The sequence below is a fragment of the Larkinella sp. genome (assembly GCF_965227735.1).
Classification (GTDB): Bacteria; Bacteroidota; Bacteroidia; order Cytophagales; family Spirosomataceae; genus Larkinella.
The window spans coordinates 4,442,458-4,463,445 of the sequence record NZ_OZ245776.1; the positions used below are offsets into that span (position 1 = coordinate 4,442,458).

The window sequence follows — 20,988 nt, forward strand, 5'->3', positions numbered from 1 at the left end:
AAGTCCGGCAGCGGCCGACCGTCCTTCAGGGGATTTAGGGGCAAAACGAAAGAACTAAAAGTCATTCAAGATAGTAAAAATCGCATGAAAAAGATATTCTATTTACTCGTTATCAGTTTGTTGTCCAGTTGCGCCGACCCGCTACAGGAAGAAGTCTATTCCGCGTTCGGACCCAACAACTTTTTCCAGAAAGCCGACGATGCCGAAGGCTTGTTAAACTCGGCGTATGCGGTGGAACAACGCCGGGGTTTTCGGAATTATCTGCTGATGGCCGAGGTCAATACCGACCTGCTGATCGACCGGGAAGGCGGTTTGCGGAGTCTGGCGCAACCGCTGGAAGATTTTACCTGGAACGCATCGCACGAATTTTTCGAAACCGCCTGGACCCTGCACTACCGGACCATTTACCGGACGAATCTGATTCTGGATCAGGTGCCCGCCATTCCCATGAACGAAACGCGGAAAGCCCAGATTCTGGCCGAAGCCCGGTTTTTACGCGCCAGCGCCTACCAGACCTTGTATGAATTGTTCGGGCCGGTTCCGCTGATCACCAGCAGCACCATCAGCAGCGACGACCGGCCCAGCCGCGCCACCAAGGAAGAGTTTATTGCTTTTGTCGAAACCGAATTCAAAGCCGTTGCTGACATCTTACCAGCCGTCTCGACCCAATACGGACGGGCTACCAAAGGGGCCGCTCTGTCGTTGCTAACCCGGTTTTACCTGAACAACAAGAAATGGCAGGAAACGGCCGAAACGGCGAAGAAAGTAATCGATCTGAATGTGTATCAGTTGTTTAGCACAACGAATCGGACCAATCTGTTTGACATTCCCAACGAAAAAAACAGTGAGTTTATTTACATTCGTCCGAATCTGGCTCAGCCGGGTTTAGGCGATAATTACATGCCGCACGCGGCCCCGCCGAATTACAAGTTCAAAACCGCCCCCAAAACCAATTATGCGACGCAACTGAAGACATTGACGGCTTTTTACAATACCTTCGACCCGGCTGATCAACGGCGGCAGGCTATCATTACGGAGTACGAGGATGTCAACGGAAAAATTATCAAGCTCGGAACCGATGATGTTCGTAGTTTTAAGTTCAAGGAGGACCTGAGCGCGACCGGCGAAGTGATGGGCAACGATTTTCCAGTGTATCGCTACGCCGACATCCTGCTCAGCCGCGCCGAAGCCCTCAACGAACTGAGCGGCCCAACACAGGAATCCATTGACCTGGTCAACCAGGTGCGGACGAAAGCGGGTGTTTCCTTACTAAAACTTGGCGATTTTACGTCCAAAGACGCGTTGCGGGCGCATTTGCTGAAGGAACGCGGCTGGGAATTTTTCTCGGAAGAGCTCCGTCGCCAAGATTTGATCCGGCATGGCAAGTTCATCGAATACGCCAAAGCACGCGGAAAAGTCGCTTTCGATTACCAGGTGTTATTTCCATTGCCACAAAGCGAAATCGACCGGAACCCGAGCCTAAAACAGAATGAAGGCTATAAATAAACGAACTCACACTCCCAAAAAAAGCCCAAAGGGCTGACATCATTAGCCCCGGGTAACACCCGGGGATTGCCGGGAATGGCGGGGTTCAACCGGGGGGCGCGATGTTAATCCGGGAATGGCGATATTCATCCGGGGGGCGCGATGTTCATCCGGGGATGGCGGGGTTCAACCGGGAATGGCGATGTTCACCCGGGGGGCGCGATGTTCATCCGGGGGGGGGGCGATGTTCATCCGGGGATGGCGATATTCATCCGGGGATGGCGATATTCATCCGGGCACTCCTCGCAAACCCCGGGTGTTACCCGGGGCTAATGATGTCAGCCCGTTGGGCTTTTTGGACGTGGTAAATAGAGGCTCAAAACCTTGTAGAGATGGACAAATTTTTGAAAAAAACCGGGTTGATCATCGGCTTTTTAGCGCTGGCAACCGGCGGTACGTTCGCCCAAAAACCAGCACCGACACCGCCCAACATCGTGGTTTTTCTGGTCGATGACATGGGTTGGCAGGACACGTCGGTGCCGTTCTGGAAGCAGGTGACGGAGCTGAACCGGCGGTATCGGACGCCCAACATGGAACGGCTGGCGCGGGAAGGCCTGAAGTTTACAAATGCCTACGCCATGCCGGTTTGTACGCCCACCCGCACGAGTCTGCTGAGTGGCGTCAACGCGGCCCACAGCCGGATTACGCACTGGACATCACCCAATAAAGACAAAAACACCGATTACCCGGACACCACATTGAATCCGGTCGACTGGAATTACAACGGCTTGAGCCCCGTCGCCGGAATTGAACACACGTTTCACGCGACGCCCTTGCCAACGTTGCTGAGTCAGAACGGCTATTACACGATTCACACCGGAAAAGCGCACTTCGGCTCGGCGGGAACGCCAGGTTCCGATCCGAAAAACCTGGGGTTTCAGGTGAACATTGCCGGGAATGAAATCGGGCATCCGGCCAGCTACTTGGGGACCGATAACTACGACCGTCCAACCAATGGGAAACCCAGCCGAAATGCCGTTCCGGGCCTGGAAGCCTACCACGGCAAAGACGTTTTTCTGAGCGAAGCACTCACCCGCGAAGCCATCAAAGCCGTGGAGGTACCGATTCAGAAAAAACAGCCGTTCTTTCTCTATTTCAGTCATTACGCCGTTCATACGCCGATTATGGCCGACAAGCGGTTTGTCGATAAATACCTGAAAGCCGGTTTGGACAGCACCGAAGCGAAATACGCATCGCTGGTGGAAGGCATGGACAAGAGCCTGGGCGATCTGCTGAATTTTCTGGACGAACGCAAGCTTACGGACAATACCGTGGTGATTTTTATGTCCGACAATGGCGGGTTGAGTACCACGCCGTTGCGGGGCGGAAAAGAACACACGCACAACTTGCCGCTGCGGGCCGGAAAAGGGTCGGTCTATGAAGGCGGGATTCGCGAGCCGATGCTGGTGCGCTGGCCGGGTGTGGTCAAACCGGGTGGTGTGATGCAGCAGTATGTCATTGTTGAAGACTTCTTCCCGACCCTTCTGGAGATAGCCGGGGTGAAAAAACCGGCGGTGGCCCAGCAGGTCGATGGCCGGTCGTTTCTGCCGTTGCTGAGAAATCCGACCCTGAAAGACACAACGCGGGTGCTCGTCTGGCACCACCCCAACCGCTGGATTCCGGCGGAAGGCCCGATGCTGCACTGGGCGAGCGGGATTCGGCAGGGCGACTGGAAACTGGTGTATGACCATCGCACTGCGGCCCTGGAATTGTATAACCTGAAAAGCGATATTGGCGAACAACAAAATCTCGCAACGGCGCATCCCGATAAAGTAAAACAGCTCGCTTTATTGCTTACTAAGCAGTTGAAAGGCTGGAACGCGCAGATGCCGACGTTCAAAAAAACCGGTAAAGTGGTGGCGTGGCCGGAAGAGGTAATTCAGTGAACGGTTTTCGGTTTATAGTAATGACTGTCCTTTAGGGGAACGGGGCAATTCGTAAGTGCAACAGAATTTTCAGACGTAAATCCTGAACGGTAATGAATCTAAAAATTGGAGTAGGAGTCCTTGTAATAATTTCGGCGCTGGCGGCCGTGTTGGTAGTGATTCCTGGGTATTCGCCGAAGGAACCGGAAACCGTTCAGGCAACCCGACCTAATGTGATTTTTATTTTTTCCGACGATCACGCCTACCAGGCCATCAGCGCCTACGGCAGCAAACTCGCCAAAACGCCCAACATCGACCGGATTGCGAAAGAAGGAGCGATTCTGCACAACAACGTCGTCACCAATTCCATTTGCGGACCCAGCCGGGCCACGCTTCTGACCGGGAAATACAGCCACCTCAACGGCTACAAAGTCAACGAACGGAAGTTCGAAATCAACCAGCCGGTTTTTCCGGAAGAATTGCAGAAAAACGGCTATCAAACCGCCTGGATCGGAAAAATGCACCTGGGCAGTTTGCCCCACGGTTTTAATTACCTGAACGTGCTGCCGGGGCAGGGGCATTATTACGGCCCAACGTTTATCAATTCCAAGGGCGATACCACCCGGTATCCGGGCTATGTAACCAACGTCGTGACGAAACTTTCGCTGGATTGGCTTAATCAGCGGGACAAGTCGAAACCGTTTTTTATGGTGGTAGGACACAAGGCAACGCACCGCGAATGGTTGCCCGATTTGCAGGATCTGGGAGCCTATGACCAGGTCAATTTTCCGCTGCCCGCGACATTTTATGACAACTACGAAGGTAGAGAAGCGGCCAAAAATCAGGACATGACCATCGACAAAACGATGCGCTTGAAGGAAGATCTGAAAATACACGCCGATTACGAGAAGAGTGGAATCTATAACCGGTTTTCGCCCGCCGAGAAAAAAGCGTTTTATGACTATTACGAGAACAAGATCAGCAAGGAGTTTGACGAAAAAAAGCTGAGCGGGAAAGCCCTGGCCGAGTGGAAATTCCAGCGGTATTTAAAGGATTATCTGTCCACGGCCAACTCGCTGGACCGCAACATCGGTGAACTGCTGGATTACCTGGATCAATCGGGTCTGGCCAAAAATACCGTCGTCATTTATGCTTCCGATCAGGGTTTTTACCTGGGCGAACACGGCTGGTTCGACAAGCGGTTTATTTACGAACAATCGCTGAAAACGCCGTTTGTGATCCGGTATCCGGGCGTGATCAAACCGGGTACGCAGGTCAACCAGCTCGTTTCCAACATCGACTGGGCTCCAACCGTGCTGAACCTGACAGGAACCGCCATCCCGAAAGAAATCCAGGGAGAATCGTTTCTGCCGTTGTTGACGGGTAAAAAAGTGGCCTGGCGCAAGGATGCGTATTACCATTACTACGAATATCCGCAGCCGCACCATGTGTATCCGCACATTGGATTGCGGGGGGAACAATACAAACTGGTGCGGTTTTACGGGCCGAAAGACTACTGGGAACTGTTTGATCTGAAAAAAGATCCGCAGGAACTTCGGAACCTCTACGGCGTTAAAGGGTATGAAGCGATTACCGCTGACCTGAAAACAAAACTGAAGGATCAAATCCGGAAATACAAGGATGATGAAGCACTCAAAATTGTGGAAAGTGGGATCTGACAGGAGATATGGGTGTTCTCTGACGACCCTGTTTTTTGGCATTTTTCTGGCCGGACTGGTGGGTTGTAATTCGCAGAATCAATCAGCAGAAGAGGCCGCAAAACTTGACAGTGCTGCGCACTGCGTGGCGAAGGGAATGCCATCGCGGTCGGCGGCTGTTCGGCAGGCGGCTTCCGTAACGGCGTCGGGCGAAAGCGGCACGGACGACATGGTGTTGATTCCCGGCGGATCATTTCAGATGGGTTCCGATGAGTTTCCCGATTCCCGCCCGTTGCACACCGTCAAAGTAAACGGGTTCTGGATGGACAAACACGAGGTGACCAATGCCGAATTCGCCCGGTTTGTGGAAGCGACCAAGTACGTAACCGTAGCCGAACGACCGTTAAATCCGAAAGATTACCCCGGTGTTCCGGCGGATAAACTGGTGCCGGGTTCGGCGGTTTTTACGCCCCCGAATCAGCAGGTGTCACTCGAAAATCCGCTGGTTTGGTGGCAGTATGTCGCCGGAGCCAGTTGGAAACATCCGGCGGGGCCACGGAGTGATCTGAAAGGACGCGAAAACCAGCCGGTGGTACACGTTTGCTACGAAGATGCGGCTGCCTACGCCAAATGGGCCGGAAAGCGACTGCCAACCGAAGCCGAGTGGGAGTTTGCCGCGCAGGGCGGCAAAGGCAACCGGAAATACTACTGGGGCGAAGAACTGAAACCAGCGGGCAAATGGGTGGCCAATATTTATCAGGGCAATTTTCCGAACCAGAACACGACGGAAGACGGTTTTGCCGGGATTGCGCCGGTTCAGACATTTCCGGCCAATCCGTACGGCTTGTATGACATGGATGGTAACGTCTGGGAATGGTGCCAGGATTTATACCGGCCTGATTATTACCGGAATAGTCCGAAAGAAAATCCCAAGGGGCCAACCGATAGCTATGACCCCGACGAACCCGGCGCGGTCAAATACGTGCAGCGGGGCGGTTCTTTTCTGTGCAGCGATCAGTATTGCATCCGCTACAAAGCCGGGAGCCGGGGCAAGGGCGAAGTGAGCAGCGGGAGCGACAACCTGGGCTTTCGGTGTGTGCGGGATCAGTAGTGAAACCGGTTCTCTTTTTCCTGTTTTCCGATGAAATGGATCACCCGCGAACGGCCGAAAATTGACCGCATTGCCTGTCCCTGGCTCATCAGGCGGTTTATCGACCCCGAAGCCGAGATTATTTTTGTGCCTGATTCACAGGTGAAATTGCAGGCAGAAACGCTTCAGGCCATCCCGTTCGACATTCCCGGCGTCGAATTTACGCACTACGAAAACCAGTGCACATTCGACTATTTTCTGAAAAAATACGACTTGAAAGACCCGGCCCTGCACGTCATGGCGCCCATCATTCGGGGAGCGGATACCGACGATCATGCCGTCGCCAGTCAGTCGGCCGGTTTGTGGGCCATTTCGGCGGGCATGGCGTTTCTGATCCGGGATGACTATGAATTGCTGGAAAAAGGGATGTTTATCTATGATTCGCTCTACAGTTGGGCCACCTATCTGCCGCAGGTGAAACACGTCCAGAGCCCGGCAGAACACCTGTTGTTGCAAATTTACCGCACCTACCTGACCCAAAAAGGCGAAAAAAAAACGAAAGCTCCTGCCTGGACCGCCGAACTGCGGGGTATGATTCAGAATCACATCGATACCAATCTGAGTTTGAATCTGAAGACGGTTTCCGAAGATTTGAACATCAATCCGACGTATTTGTCACGGGAGTTTTCCCGGTATTTCGATGACCTCTCATTCGGTGAATACATCCGAAAACGCCGGATCGAAAAAGCGATTCAACTGCTCGAAACTTCCACCCATTCCCTGTCTGAAATCGGGTACCTGACCGGTTTTTCGGACCAGAGCCATTTTACCCGCATTTTCCGGCAGCACACCGGAAAAAGTCCTTCTGAGTTTCGAAAAAATCTCGCCAAACGTAAATCCGATTCCAAAGGTTAATTCTGTTCTATTTTGCCACCGCAAGACTTTCTAGCATTGCAGTAGGATGCCCGTCGATTGATCCGGGCTGAAAACGGGACCAGCAAAGTCGCGAATCTGTTGTTCCATCCCGGCGTTTTGGTGAGCCTGGGACAAGGTTTTACGCTGGCAGGGCGGGCGGCTTTCGAAACCGCCGGGCGCTACGGTTTTACGCCGGTGTTGAACAAGATTGTCAAAAAGAACAAAAACAGCGGGTATTTCGTGGCTGTGCCGGTGCGGTTTGGCAACAACCATCCCACCAACGTCACCATCGGTTTTCAGTTTGGCATCAGCTTCTGAACCGCTTATTCCGCCGGTTTTACCTCTTTCACCATCTGTGCCGTAATCAGTTTTTTGTCGGACGCATTCCCCCACGAATTCAGGATGTAATTCATCACATCGGCCACTTCCTGCTCATTCAGACCAGGTTCCGGCATCATATTGTCGTACGTAACCCCGTTCACCTGAATTGGCCCCTGCAAGCCAAATTTGATGGCCTGAATGGCTTTCAGTGGTGTTTTGAGCAGATAGTCGGATTTTGCCAGGGGCGGAAACGTCTCAACCACGCCCTCACCTTTGGCCATGTGGCAATTGATACAATTCCCGGCATAGAGCGTTTTGCCCCGCGCCATACTTTTTTCCAGCTCATTTTCCGGATCAGGCAGCATGGCGGAACAAAATACAAGGCCTGAAAACAGCAGAAGCAGGGGTTTCATCATGGTAAAAAGATCGAAATTCTGTAAAGGAAATTTTTAGTTGTTGTTACTCCGGATTCGAACTGTTAAACGGGATAATCCGGTTGCAAGTTCACGAATCCCCTTTTCTCCAAAACCAAAGGTGGAGTCTGTTCTCCGCCGTATCAGCCTCTCTTTCTGCGTTTTAGGGGTATACTACCCATTTGGAAAGCTTCCCTGCTTTTTTTAATACAAGTAAAAAAAGGAATGGCTCAATTATTGCCTCCGACTACCGGTAATTGGTCGTGCATCAGGGGCTGAAAAGGCCCCTTGTGAATCCGGTTCTTATCTACTCAACGTAATTTTTATGCATTCAACATTTTACCACCTGAAAAGGCTGGCTTTCGTGTCGGCACTCTTGCTTTTTCATCTGCATGCCTGGGCTCAGCTCAGCCTGACTTCTCCCCTCAACCGAATCGTTTACCAACGCAATCAGAGCAACAAGGCGGCTATTCCGATCCGGGGCAACTGGCCCGCCAACACCACGCGGATTGATGCCCGAGCCGTCGCCCGGAATGGACAGGGCCAGACGACGGGCTGGTTTACCATTGCGACGAGCGCCCAGGACGGGCAGTTTCAGGGGAGTTTGCCAGCCTCCGGGGGGTGGTATACCCTGGAGGTGCGCGCCATGGCGGGCAGCACGCCGGTCGGCACCGCCAGCATCGAACGGGTGGGTGTCGGTGAGGTGTTCGTGGTGGCCGGTCATTCCGTTGCCCAGGGTCAGGAGAACAACCTGGCTGGCAGCGACGACGATCGGGTCAATACGGTACCGGTTTTCCCGGAAACCCCCGCTTATTCGTCTTATGAAAGCACTGCCAATCCAGTCTACCTGCCCCGCAGTTTTGGACACTACGAATCAGGGGTAACGCCCGCTCCATTCGCGCATGGCACCTATTTCTGGGCCAAAATGGGGCAGTATCTGACGCAGCGTCTGAATGTCCCCGTTCTGCTTTTCAATGCGGCCTATGGGGGAACCAGCCTGGAACACTGGGCTAAATCTGCCCTCGGGCAGTCCTTTGAGCATCCTTTTATTAATTCGTCCATCCGAATGCCGTATATCAATGTCAAGAATACGCTGCAGGTCTATTGTAGCCAAACCGGTATTCGCGGCATTCTCTCCGACCAGGGACAAAATGACTGGAATAATACCAATGAAGATCTGGTTTTGCAATACTACCAGACCTGGGTCAATCAAACCCGTACTGATCTGGGTTTTCCGTCGCTGGCCGTGGTGGTCAATCGGCAAACGCCCTACAAAACACGTCCTGTGATCCGACGTGCGCAGGAACGAATGATTAAAACGCCAAATTGTTTCCCCGGGCCTGACTATGATCTGCTGACGTCCAACGACCGGGCTGATGGGATTCACCTGACGTTAGCGGGAGCTGCAAAAGCCGCCCAATATTGGTCGAATGCCCTGAATGATGCCTTCTTCTCGAATTCGACTCCGTATGTGTTGCCCGCTCTTTCTACGGCACAACCGGTTGAGGAAATTCCAACGGAAAACCCGCCCGTGACGGGCAACTTCGACGGGTATCTGACACAGGAAGTCAGTTGCAGCACGCTTTCGGGCTGGGTGTATGACCGTAACAAACCAAATGCCGCTTTTACGGTGGAGTTCTTCGACGGCCCCTCCATTGCCGAGGGCACCCCGATCGGTTCCATCCTGGCCAGCGACTTCCGGCAGCATTTGAAAGATGCGGGCAAGGGCAACGGGGAACACTGGTATGATTTTCCCATTCCTGCCGGACTAAAAGATGGACAAAATCACCGCATCTGGGCGCGGGTGCAGGGGTCAACGTTTGTATTGAAGTGGGCTCCCAAAACCATCAACTGTCCCGGAACCAGCGTTCCCCCTGCGAATCAGCTCCCGGTTCCGCCTTCGGTTTCGGCCCTGGCGGCAACCGTCGATGCCGGGTTCATCACGAATCCGCTGGCGGTGTTCACCGACCCGGAAAACACGCCCCTGACGTATGCGCTGACGGGACTGCCCGCCGGACTGGGTTTTGACAGCGGCACGCGGGTTATATCCGGGACACCAACCACAACCGGCACGTTTGAGCTGACCTATTCGGCCACCGATCAGGCGGGAGGGAAAAGCAGTACGGTTTTTTCGCTGGTAGTCAATCCTGCGGCCCAACCCACCAATCAGCCGCCGGTGGCGCCCCCGGTTTTTGCGTTGACCGCAACGGTCAATGTGGTATATGCTCCGGCGGCTTTGCCCGTTTTCACGGATCCGGAGAACAATCCGCTGACATACACATTGACGGGATTGCCGTCGGGTCTGTCCTTCGATGCGGGCAATCGGACCATTTCCGGAACACCGACGCAGCCGGGCAGCTTTCCGCTGGTTTATCAAGCCAGCGACGGAAACGGGCAAACCCGCCTGACGATTACGTTGACAGTAGGTGGTGAAACGCCCGTTGTTTCGGGCGTTTTTGAGGGGTATCTGACGCAGGAAGCGAGTTGCAGTACGCTTTCGGGCTGGGTGTATGACCGCAACAAACCAAATGCCGCTTTTACGGTGGAGTTCTTCGACGGCCCCTCCATTGCCGAGGGCACCCCGATCGGTTCCATCCTGGCCAGCGACTTCCGGCAGCATTTGAAAGATGCGGGCAAGGGCAACGGGGAACACTGGTATGATTTTCCCATTCCTGCCGGACTAAAAGATGGACAAAATCACCGCATCTGGGCGCGGGTGCAGGGGTCAACGTTTGTATTGAAGTGGGCTCCCAAAACCATCAACTGTCCCGGAACCGGCGTTCCCCCCGCCAATCAGCCTCCGGTGGCTCCGGTGGTTTCGGCGCTGACTGCCACGGCCAACGCGGCCTATACCTCCGCAGCCTTACCCGCTTTTACCGATGCCAATCAGGACCCGCTGACGTATGCGCTGACGGGCTTGCCAGCCGGACTGGGTTTTAACGGTGGCTCGCGGATAATCAGTGGCACAACAACCAGCCAGGGGACGTTCAGCCTGACATATTCGGCGACCGACAGCAAAAGTGACGCCGTGGCGACTACAGTCCTGTTGACGGTCAACGCCGGTGGGAGCGGCCCGGTCGATCCTCCGCCGACCAGCGGAGGCAGTGGTGCGGGTAACTACGAAGGCTACCTGGATGTGGTCAGTTGTACCGGCATTCGGGGCTGGATCTGGGACCGCAACCGCCCCAACATGCCCATTACCGTGGAGTTCCTGGATGGCACAACGGTGATCGGTCGCACCGACGCCAACATTTTCCGCCAGGATTTGCTGAATGCCGGCAAGGGCAACGGAGTACATGGCTACAGCTTCGATGTACCGGTTTCGCTGAAAGATGGTCAATCCCACGCCATCAGCGGCCGGGTACCGGGAAGCAATTTTACGTTGAAGTGGTCGCCCAAAACGCTCACCTGTCCCAACGGAAGCCGGCAAGGGGTCGAGAGTGCCGAAACGAGTCTGGACCTGAGCGTGAGCCCCAACCCCAGTCCTGGCCTGGTCGAAATCCGGTACCGGGTTATTCCCGACCAGCGGGCTGATTTGCAGATCGTCGATCCGATGGGTCGAACCGTCTGGCAGAAATCGGTGACGGGAACGGGTCAAATCGAGCGCGAAGCCGTCGATCTACGTTCATCAGGAACGGCACTGTATCTGATTCAGTTGAAAACGGACCAGCAAAACCTGACCAAACGCCTGTTGATGAGCCGGTAAGAAAGGGGAGTTGATGGCATAAAAAAACCGGTCTGCCAACAGACCGGTTTTTTTATGAATGCTGTTCCAGCGGTTTTTCAGCATCGGCGGCTTTCAAAACCGCTTCCAAAACCCCCGGAAATTTAGCTTCAATTTCCGTCAGCCGCAGCGAAGTAAGGCTTTGGGTACCTTCCGTTCGAATGCGAACGATGCCCGCTTCGCGCAGAACGCGCAGGTGGTGCGACATGGTGGATTTGGCCACCGGCGTCGGAATCGCCCCGCAGGGTTGCTCGCACATTTTGGTTGCCAAACACTGCACAAAGTTTAGCCGGACAGGGTCGCTGAGTGCGTGTAACAGACCGGTTAGCGTAATCTGGTCGAAGGTAGGGTGCTGATACGGTTTCATTTGAGTCTTTCCATTTCGTGCCGGTAGCTGCTGCAAAAATGGAGTAGCTACATGAATTGATACTACAACGATGAAGAACGGATAAAAAATTCAATTCTTTTTTAGAATCATGGAACCGATTTTATCGACCACATTGTTCGACATCCATAAAACAATAAAGTTCGATAGTTATAAAACATTAGAACGATAAGCAAAACCTCTATGGAATCGCAACAATCAACCATCCGTACAACGTCACTCATGATCGGGATCATCGTCCTGACGGTGGCCTTTTTCGTATTCACACCAAAACTATTTTCGAATAAAACGGAACCGATCAAAAAACAGGCCGTTAGTTCGGCACTCGCCAACGATCCACGGATATTGGCAGATATTTTCGTGGTAAAACCGGAACTCGTGACGGACGAGTTGCAAACCACCGGCACCATTGCTGCCAATCAGGAAGTCGATCTGGTGAGTGAAGTAGCCCGCAAATTGACGCGAATTTATGTTCGTGAAGGAAGCTATGTGAATCAGGGTGCCCTCCTTTTTAAACTGGACGATGCCGATTTGCTGGCAAAAAAGAAAAAAATCGCGCTTCAGGAAAAACTGGCCCGCATCGACGAAAAACGGTTCCGCGAGTTACTGTCCACCGAAGCCGTCAATCAGCAGGAATACGACCAGATTTTGACGAACCTGAACGTTTTGCAGGCCGAACTGGCGATGGTGGACGTCGATCTGGCAAAAACCGAAATCCGCGCGCCCTTTTCCGGCAAATTGGGTCTGAACAAAGTCGATGTCGGGGCCTACGTGACGCCCTCGACGGTTTTGACGTCACTCGATGATGTGAGTCAGGTCGAAGTGGCGTTCACCATTCCCGAAAAATACGCTTCTGCCGTTCGGATTGGCCAACCGATTCAGTTTACGACCGAAAACAGCAGCCAGCCTTTTCACGGAAAAGTGGTGGCCACCGAACCCAAAACGGATCTGAACACGCGGAGTTTGCTGGTAAAAGCCATTAGTGCCAACCGGGGCGGCAAGCTCATCCCGGGTTCGTCGGCGAAAATCGCCTTCACGCTGCACACGACCAACGACGGTATTCTGATTCCGACGCAGGCTCTGATTCCCAGTGCCAAAGGCTATTCGCTGTTTGCACTCAAAAACGGGAAAGCCGACCAGCGGGAACTGAAAACCGGTAACCGGACCAAAGGAACCGTTCAGATTCTGGAAGGCCTGTCGCTGGGTGATACGGTTTTGACCACCAATCTGCTGCGCCTGGAATCGGGTGTGCCGGTGAAAGCTGCCAGTTTGAATTGACGAAGTGTATCCATGATAATTGCGTATAAGCCATGAAATTCCGTCAATTCGGCTCTGGAGGAGCCAAATGTTATTAGTAAATCGGTTCATTAGCCGAATGCAAGCTCCGGAGGAGCGATCTGTTCATAGCTTTCCAAGCCATTAGTGAATTCAAGCCCCGGCGGGGCGGCCTGAGTGCGTAAGAAAAGGACGCTCCTCCGGAGCTTCGGTAAATTTTGCGGATGGTTTTGCTATTGACATGCTACCCCGCCGGGGTAAAACAAACACTTCTATTTTCTGCGTATACTAACAATCGTTACATCCCATTCTGCTTGTTCATTTCGAATAAGGGATATTAATACAACCAACCATGAGTTTATCAGGAATTAGTATTCAGCGGCCCGTGCTGGCCGGTGTACTCTCCGTGTTGATTATTCTGTTCGGAATTGTCGGGTTTTCTTACCTCGGAATCCGGGAGTATCCGGTCACGGATTCGCCCATTGTCACCGTCACGACTACCTATCCGGGTGCCAGTCCCGACGTGATTGCCTACCAGATTACGAAACCGCTGGAAGAATCCATCGGGGAAGCCAACGGCATTCGCACCATTTCGTCCGTTTCGCGGGAAGCGGCCAGCGTCATTACCGTCGAGTTTAACCTGGATGCCGATCTGGAAGCGGCCGCCAATGACGTTCGTGACAAAGTGACCAAAGCCCGGCGGTTGTTGCCCGGTGACGTCGATGCGCCCATCGTGGAAAAAGCCAATGCGGGTGATATTGTGATCTTTATGGCCGTCGAAAGCAAAACCCGGAGCATTCTGGAAGTGAGCAACATTGCTTCGACGGTGATAAAAGAACGCATGCAAACCATTCCCGGTGTGAAGCGCGTGGGAATTGCCGGCGAAAAAAAATACGCCATGCGGCTGCGCATCGACCCCTCGAAACTGGCGGCTTACCAGCTAACGCCCTCGGATATTGAACAGGCGTTGCGCAAGGAAAACGTCGATTTGCCATCGGGCCGGGTGGAAGGGGACCAAAACGAGCTGACGGTTCGGACGCTGGGTCGACTGACCCAGGAAGCGGATTTTAACAACATGATTATCCGACAGGAAGGCAGCACGATCATTCGGTTTAAAGACATTGGATTTGCGGAATTGGGGGCCGAAAACGAACGAACCGCCATCCAGAACAGTCTGAAAGGAAATTCACCGACGATCGGTGTTTTCGTGGAACCGCAGCGGGGTGCTAATGCCGTCGCCATTGCGGATGAGTTTTACCGGCGATTGAAAGAACTACGCAAAGAAATCCCGGCGGATTACGAACTAACGATTGGCAAAGACTTTACCGAACCCATCCGCGATTCCATTGCCGAAGTGGAAGAAACCCTGTTCATTGCCTTCGGATTAGTCATTCTGATTCTGTTCATTTTCCTGCGCGACTGGCGTTCCACCATCATTCCGGTGGTGGCCATTCCGGTTTCTATCATCTCGGCTTTTTTCATCATGTATGCGGTCGGCTATTCCATCAACATCCTGACGTTGTTGGCCTTAGTGCTGGCGATTGGCCTCGTGGTCGATGACGCGATTGTGGTGCTGGAAAACATTTACGCCAAAGTCGAAGAAGGCATGAGCCCGATTCAGGCGGCTTTCAAAGGGTCGTCCGAAATCTATTTTGCCGTTATTTCGACTACGATCACGCTGGCAGCGGTTTTCCTGCCGATTCTCTTTTTACCGGGCATTACCGGCAAGCTCTTTCAGGAATTTGCCATCGTTATGGCCGGTTCGGTGCTGGTATCGGCTTTTGTGGCGCTGACGCTGTCGCCCATGATGAGCGCGTATTTGCTGAAACGGCAGGAAAAACCGAACTGGCTGTACCGCAAAACCGAGCCGTATTTTGTCGGGCTGAACCGGGGTTATGAAAAATCGCTGGCGTGGTTTCTACGGTTTCGCTGGACGGCTTTCGTCGCGCTGGCGGCCACGTTTGCTTTGATTTACGTGATTGGCAAACAACTCCCGTCGGAACTCGCGCCTTTGGAAGACCGCTCCCAGATCAGTCTGGCGGTTTTGGCTCCCGAAGGCTCGTCGTATGAATACACCGAAAAATACATGAGCGAAATCGCCAAATTTTCGGTCGATTCCACACCCGGTTTGTTCCAAACGTACTCCATTCTGGCGTTGACGTTTGGCCCCCCGGCTCCGGTCAACCTGGCGATTCAGAATACCTTTCTGAAAAAAGCGGATCAACGAACGACAACGCAGGCCGATGTCTTCCAGATTTACGCCCGTAATGCGCAGAATTTCAGGGGCGTACTGGTCTTTCCGGTTCAGCCGCCAACGATTGGTAGCCGGTTTGGTCAGGCGCAACCCGTTCAGTATGTGTTGCAGGCGCAGAATCTGGCGGCCATCACCGCAGTGTTGCCCAAATTTCTGGCCGAAGCCCGAAAAAGCGACGTTCTGCGGTTTGTCGATTCGGATTTGAAAGTGAACAAACCCGAACTGGTGCTGAAAATTGACCGGGACAAAGCCGCCGAACTGGGGATTTCCGTCGCCGAAATCGCCCGCGGTTTGCAACTGGCGCTGAGCGGTCAACGCTATGGCTATTTCATTTACAACGACCGGCAATACGAAGTCATCGGGCAACTGCAACGCCAGGAACGCGATACGCCGTACGACCTGAAAGCGATGTTTGTCCGCACCCGAACCGGCGACATGGTTTCGCTGGACAACCTCGTTTCGTTCCGGGAAAGCATCAGTCCGGCGGCCATTTACCGCTACGATCAGGCGATTTCGGCGACGGTTTCGGGTGGTCTGGCACCGGGGAAAACCATTGGCGACGGCGTGGCGGAGATGAACCGCATCGCGAAAAAAATTCTGCCGCCCACCATCAAAACCTCGCTGGCCGGTGAATCAAGGGATTTTTCGGAGAGTTCATCCAGCCTGTTGTACGCCTTCATTTTCGCGCTGGTCTTGATTTATTTGATTCTGGCGGCCCAGTTCGAAAGTCTGGTCGATCCGTTTATCATTCTGCTGACGGTGCCGATGGCTCTGACCGGTGCGCTGCTCAGTCTCTGGCTTTTCGGTCAAACGCTGAATATTTTCAGCCAGATCGGGATCATCACGCTGATTGGTCTGATTACGAAGAACGGTATTTTGATTGTCGAGTTTGCCAATCACAGCAAGGAACAGGGACTGAGCACGCTGGAAGCCGCCAAAGTGGCCGCAGCCTCGCGGTTCCGCCCGATTCTGATGACCAGTTTAGCCATGATTTTTGGCGCGATTCCCATTGCGCTCACCGAAAACAGCCGTAATTCGCTGGGAACGGTCATCGTCGGCGGTTTGCTCTTCGCGGGTTTGCTGACGCTCTATATCATCCCCGCCGTGTATTCCTATTTTTCCCGGGTTCCGAAGGCGAAAAAAGAAGAGGTGCTGGAACTGGTATGACAATTCTGTGGAACGGTATACGATTGATCCCGTAGGGATGTAACAGCGCAGCGTCGGTAGCAACCAGAACCCGCCTTCGTCAACCCGTGTGCCGTTAGGCACATAACCGGTCGCGTACCTGACGGCACGCTGGCACAGAAAGACACCTTTACCTACCGACGCTGCGCTGTTGCATCCCTACGGGATGAAATGGTTGTCGAAGACGGGTTTCGGTTTCTACCGACGCTGCGCTGTTCCTCTCTACGGGATAAATCGTATACGATTGATTGCGTAGGGATGTAATGGATTGACGATTTGATAAATCACACATTAACAATAGCTTATCTTTCTTATGAAACCGCTTTTTTATAAAATTCTCCTTTTTACCATCTCTATTCTCCTCCTTACTGGAAAACCGGCTTTCGCGCAGGTGCGACCGTTGACGATGGAAAACGCCGTGAAACTGGCGCTGGAGAAAAACCGTGATTTGCAGGTGGCGACCCTGGAAACCGCCAAGTCGACGCAGAAAGTCCGCGAAGCCCGGAGTTACGCCTTACCCACGGTAGCTGCTTCGGCGCAATACCTGTATTTTCCCCAGAAACAGGTTTCGTTTTTGCCAGGCAGCTTCGTCGGTCTGGGCGAAAACCAGTTGGCAACGTTCCGGGTCGGCGGATCGAATGCGTTTGTGGGTGGTGTTGCCGTGTCGCAACCGCTTTTTCAGGCGGGTATCCGTTCCGGAGTTCGGGCCGCGCAGATTTACGAAAACGCTTCGGCCGAGGGCCTGAACGAGGTCAGGGCCGGGGTAGTTACCGAGGTTAAAAAAGCCTATCTGGATGTGCTGATTACGCAGGAACAATTGCGGCTTCAGCAGCAAAGCCTTTTGCGCAACGAGCAAGCGTTGAAAGATTCCCGATCGTTGCTGGCGCAGGGCCGGGCGTCGCGGGTCGATACCTTGCGGGCTTTTGTGTCGACCGAAAATCTGCGACCGGAAATCAGTCGCCTGAGCAACCGGGTGGAAATCACCAAGACGATCCTGAAACGGACGATGGGGCTGGACGAGCAGGAAGCGATTGAATTGCAGGATTCGTTACGGTATGATAAAACCGGGTTTGTCACACCCGGCACCGATGCGTTTTTTGAAGCCGTTCAGGCACGCCCGGAAGTGCATCGGCTGGAATTGACGGAGAAACTGAACCGCGAGCAGATTGCGTTGCAAACCGCCGAACGCGCGCCCAAACTGTCGGCGATTGGCCTGCTGCAATCGCAGGCACAGGCCAATCATTTAAAGCTGGCGGACTATAGCTGGCCCCTCAGTTCGTACGTCGGTCTGCAAGTGAACGTGCCAATCTTCAGCGGTTTCCGCACGGTTTCCAGAATTCAGCAGGCGGTTATTACCCGGCAACAAAGCGAAACGCAGTTGGTCAATTTGAAGGAGATCGTTCGTGCGGAGGTCAAAATTGGCCTTTCCAACGTGGAAGAGGCCCGGCTTCGCATCGAAACCCAGCGGCAAACCGTAACCGTGGCCGAGCTGGGTTACCGCATCACCCGCGACCGCTGGAAACAGGGTATTGCGTCGCGGCTGGAGCTTTCCGACGCCGAACTGTCGCTCACCCAGGCCAAATCCAACCATTTGCAGGCGGTTTATGATTTCCTGACGGCGTCGGTCGAGTTGGATAAGGTGATGGGGCGGATTCGATAAAAAGGGAGAAGAAAGAGGATAGACAAGAGAATAAAGACGGAACCGCTGTGTTTAATGGTCTTTATTCTCTTGTCTATCCTCTCTTGTCTTAATAAGATACCGGGCCGTAAACCAGCCGCAAATACCGTTTCTGCAAGTTGGAAAAATACGTCCAGAGGAGTAAGGATCCAATGAACAGGGCGCTGAACGACAGGGGATCGTGTAGGTACGGAATGGCCATCAGAATCAGTAGCGAAAACCGGCTGATTTCCAGGTAAAACACCCAGTTCCGCTGTTCGAGCAAGGCCCCGCAGTTGACCAGCGTAATGAGGATGAACAGGGAAATCAACACCTGATGGTAGGCCATAATGTGGTTTTCCAGAAGCAGGAAAAAAAACAGAATCGACAGAATACCAATCAGTTGTCCCAATACGTAACCCCGGAACCGGCGACTGGTGGCATGAACGGTCGAGCGGGATAAATAGCGTTTTTCCAGTACGTCCCGAACTTCCGGGTCGATGTCGTCCGGGCGGCCAAAGAGGACCTTGATTTTGGGAACAAAACCCGGTGTGCGCCGAACGGTTTCGGCCAGTTCCATCATAAAATGGAATTGCTGCCACAAAAAACTGTGGCTTTCGAGCGGTTTGGTCAGGCCGTAAACGAGTTCTTCGGCATCTTCTTTTTCTTCGATGAACGTGCCGAACAGTTTGTCCCAGATGATCAGGACATCGCCGTAATTTTTGTCGAGGTATTCGGGGTTGCTGGCGTGGTGAACGCGGTGGTGCGAGGGCGTCACGAGGATGTATTCCAGCCAGCCGAGTTTGCCAATGGTGCGGGTATGAATGAAGAACGGGTATAAACCGTGCAGAATCAGCATGGTCGAAATCATCCCGGCCGGAAATCCGATCAGGGGCAAAATCGTCCAGAAACCGGTCCGGATAACGGCTTGAAAAACTGTGATCCGGGCCGAGGTCGTGTAGTTGAAATCCTCACTCTGGTGGTGAACAACGTGGGCGCTCCAGAACAAATTGATCTCGTGGGCCAGCCGGTGGTACCAGTACCAGACCAGATCGGTCGCCAGAAACAGCGCCACCCAGCCCAGAATACCCGGTTTCAGATCAAAAATCGCGTAGTGTTTGTGAATGTAGTCGTAGACGAAATAAAAAGCGCCGACGGTGAAGGTGTCGAGCAGCCGTTCGGCAATGCCAACGTTGATGTTGGCGACGGAATTATTGAATCGAAAATAGTCCTTTTTCTGCCATTTGGAAACCAGATATTCCAAACCCATAAAAAACAGAAAAAAAGGAACAGCCAAAGCCATCCAGTTTAGTCCCAGTGATTCCATATGTGTTGTCTACAAAAAATTATAAAAAAACTGATTAGAAGATTATCTTTTAACCGTTTTCATACGTGAGTCTGTGTCACTCGTTGCCGCTTCATTCTGCGAATAACGTATATACGCATTGAAACAGTTCGCTCAGGGGTTATCTTTCTTTAATGATATTTGTCACCCGATTTAATTTGCACTTTATCCGGCTAATCGCGATGGAAATTCCGGTCATAACCGGCAAAGGCGTTCTCCGGCCTCCCGCAACACATCGTCGTCTTTGGCAAAACAGAAACGCAGGATGTTGTAGTCATTTTTCTGGCGATAGAACACCGAAACCGGGATCGATGCGACGCCGATCTCTTTGGTCAGCCGGATTGCCAGGTCGTAGTCGGGTTCATCCGTAATGGCCTGATAAGAAACGGTTTGGAAGAAACTTCCTTCCGTGGGCTGGAACTGAAACCGGGAGCTGCGGAGGCTGTCAAGAAACAAATCCCGCTTGCGTTCGTAAAAGTCCGGCAGCGTTTCGTAGTGTTCCGGATTTTTCAGATAATCAGCCAGCGCATACTGAACCGGTGTGATGGTACTGAACGTCAGGTACTGGTGAATTTTACGAAACTCTACGCTTAATTCTTTGGGTGCCAGGCAATACCCGATTTTCCAGCCCGTAACGTGAAACGTTTTCCCGAAGGAGCCGCAGACAAACGTCCGTTCCTGCAAAACCGGGTGGGTCGCCAGCGAGCGATGCGGGCGGCCATCGAATCGGATGTGTTCGTAGACCTCGTCGCTCACGATCCAGATGTCCCGGTGGTGCACCAGCGCGGCCAGTTGTTCCAGATCGTCTGCCGTCCAGACGCGCCCCGTCGGGTTGTGGGGTGTATTGACGATGATAAGCCGGGTTTTGTCCGTAATTTTCCCGCGAACGTCGGCCCAGTCGATGCCATACGTTGGGGGTGTCAGCGTGACGAGAACCGGAATGCCGCCGTTCAGTTCGATGGCCGGGACGTAGCTATCGTAGGCCGGTTCGAAAACGATGGCTTCGTCGCCGGGCCGGATCACCGCCGTAATGGCGGCAAACAAGGCTTCCGTAGCACCAGATGTAACGGTTACTTCGCTTTCGGGATGGTAGGAGACACCGTAGAGTTGTTCCGTTTTCCGGGCTAATGCCTCGCGCAAGGCAGGCACGCCCGTCATGGGGGCATACTGGTTAAATCCTGTTCTGAGGTATTTTTCCACCAGCGCCACCAGCTCCGGCGAGCAGTCGAAACCGGGAAAACCCTGCGATAAATTAATGGCCCCCGTGTCGGTCGCCAATTTCGACATAACCGTGAAAATGGTCGTTCCAACCCACGGCAATTTGGAGGCCAAGGTACGCGATGTTGCTACATTCAT

The 20,988-nt window shown here is 53.2% G+C and carries 14 protein-coding genes; 10 read left to right on the top strand and 4 right to left on the bottom strand.

The window, feature by feature from the left end; translation table 11 throughout:
* Positions 1-84: 84 nt before the first annotated feature.
* The 6 genes from ACO064_RS17445 to ACO064_RS17470 all read left to right on the top strand — a co-directional run bounded on the left by ACO064_RS17445 (position 85) and on the right by ACO064_RS17470 (position 7,391).
* Complete coding sequence (locus ACO064_RS17445) at positions 85-1,506, top strand: RagB/SusD family nutrient uptake outer membrane protein (protein WP_421828531.1); 1,422 nt, start codon at positions 85-87, stop codon at positions 1,504-1,506.
* A gap of 371 nt (positions 1,507-1,877) precedes the next feature.
* Complete coding sequence (locus ACO064_RS17450) at positions 1,878-3,431, top strand: sulfatase (protein ID WP_421828532.1); 1,554 nt, start codon at positions 1,878-1,880, stop codon at positions 3,429-3,431.
* 92 nt (positions 3,432-3,523) lie between these two features.
* Complete coding sequence (locus tag ACO064_RS17455) at positions 3,524-5,089, top strand: sulfatase (protein WP_421828533.1); 1,566 nt, start codon at positions 3,524-3,526, stop codon at positions 5,087-5,089.
* A complete protein-coding gene (locus ACO064_RS17460; protein ID WP_421828534.1) occupies positions 5,052-6,179 on the top strand; it encodes a formylglycine-generating enzyme family protein in 1,128 nt (375 codons plus the stop codon). Before ACO064_RS17455 ends, ACO064_RS17460 begins: the two co-directional genes overlap by 38 nt.
* Before the next feature lie 30 nt (positions 6,180-6,209).
* Positions 6,210-7,073, top strand: a complete 864-nt coding sequence (locus ACO064_RS17465) for a chromate resistance protein ChrB domain-containing protein (RefSeq protein WP_421828535.1) — start codon at positions 6,210-6,212, stop codon at positions 7,071-7,073.
* Between the two features lie 120 nt (positions 7,074-7,193).
* Positions 7,194-7,391, top strand: coding sequence for a hypothetical protein (locus ACO064_RS17470; protein ID WP_421828536.1), 198 nt, complete (start codon positions 7,194-7,196; stop codon positions 7,389-7,391).
* A gap of 5 nt (positions 7,392-7,396) precedes the next feature.
* Here ACO064_RS17470 and ACO064_RS17475 read toward each other — a convergent pair whose 3' ends face one another.
* Positions 7,397-7,810: a c-type cytochrome gene (locus ACO064_RS17475; protein ID WP_421828537.1), complete on the bottom strand. Its 414-nt coding sequence runs from the start codon at positions 7,808-7,810 to the stop codon at positions 7,397-7,399.
* 322 nt (positions 7,811-8,132) lie between these two features.
* On the opposite strand from ACO064_RS17475, the gene ACO064_RS17480 reads away from it, so the two are divergent.
* Positions 8,133-11,513 (top strand): putative Ig domain-containing protein, encoded by a 3,381-nt coding sequence (locus ACO064_RS17480; protein WP_421828538.1) that lies wholly within the window; start codon positions 8,133-8,135, stop codon positions 11,511-11,513.
* Positions 11,514-11,565: 52 nt separating this feature from the next.
* On the opposite strand, the gene ACO064_RS17485 is transcribed toward ACO064_RS17480, so the two are convergent.
* Positions 11,566-11,898: an ArsR/SmtB family transcription factor gene (locus tag ACO064_RS17485; RefSeq protein ID WP_421828539.1), complete on the bottom strand. Its 333-nt coding sequence runs from the start codon at positions 11,896-11,898 to the stop codon at positions 11,566-11,568.
* 201 nt (positions 11,899-12,099) lie between these two features.
* On the opposite strand from ACO064_RS17485, the gene ACO064_RS17490 reads away from it, so the two are divergent.
* The 3 genes from ACO064_RS17490 (at position 12,100) to ACO064_RS17500 (ending at position 18,290) form a co-directional block, all read left to right on the top strand.
* The gene (locus ACO064_RS17490) at positions 12,100-13,194 is read left to right on the top strand and encodes an efflux RND transporter periplasmic adaptor subunit (RefSeq protein WP_421828540.1); all 1,095 of its coding nucleotides are present in this window, start codon (positions 12,100-12,102) and stop codon (positions 13,192-13,194) included.
* 349 nt (positions 13,195-13,543) lie between these two features.
* The gene (locus ACO064_RS17495; protein ID WP_421828541.1) at positions 13,544-16,612 is read left to right on the top strand and encodes an efflux RND transporter permease subunit; all 3,069 of its coding nucleotides are present in this window, start codon (positions 13,544-13,546) and stop codon (positions 16,610-16,612) included.
* A 331-nt stretch (positions 16,613-16,943) separates the two neighbouring features.
* On the top strand, positions 16,944-18,290 hold the full coding sequence (locus ACO064_RS17500; protein ID WP_421828542.1) for a TolC family protein: 1,347 nt from the start codon (positions 16,944-16,946) through the stop codon (positions 18,288-18,290).
* A gap of 88 nt (positions 18,291-18,378) precedes the next feature.
* Here ACO064_RS17500 and ACO064_RS17505 read toward each other — a convergent pair whose 3' ends face one another.
* Positions 18,379-19,614, bottom strand: a complete 1,236-nt coding sequence (locus ACO064_RS17505; protein ID WP_421828543.1) for a sterol desaturase family protein — start codon at positions 19,612-19,614, stop codon at positions 18,379-18,381.
* 213 nt (positions 19,615-19,827) lie between these two features.
* Positions 19,828-20,988: a methionine aminotransferase gene (locus ACO064_RS17510; protein WP_421828544.1), complete on the bottom strand. Its 1,161-nt coding sequence runs from the start codon at positions 20,986-20,988 to the stop codon at positions 19,828-19,830.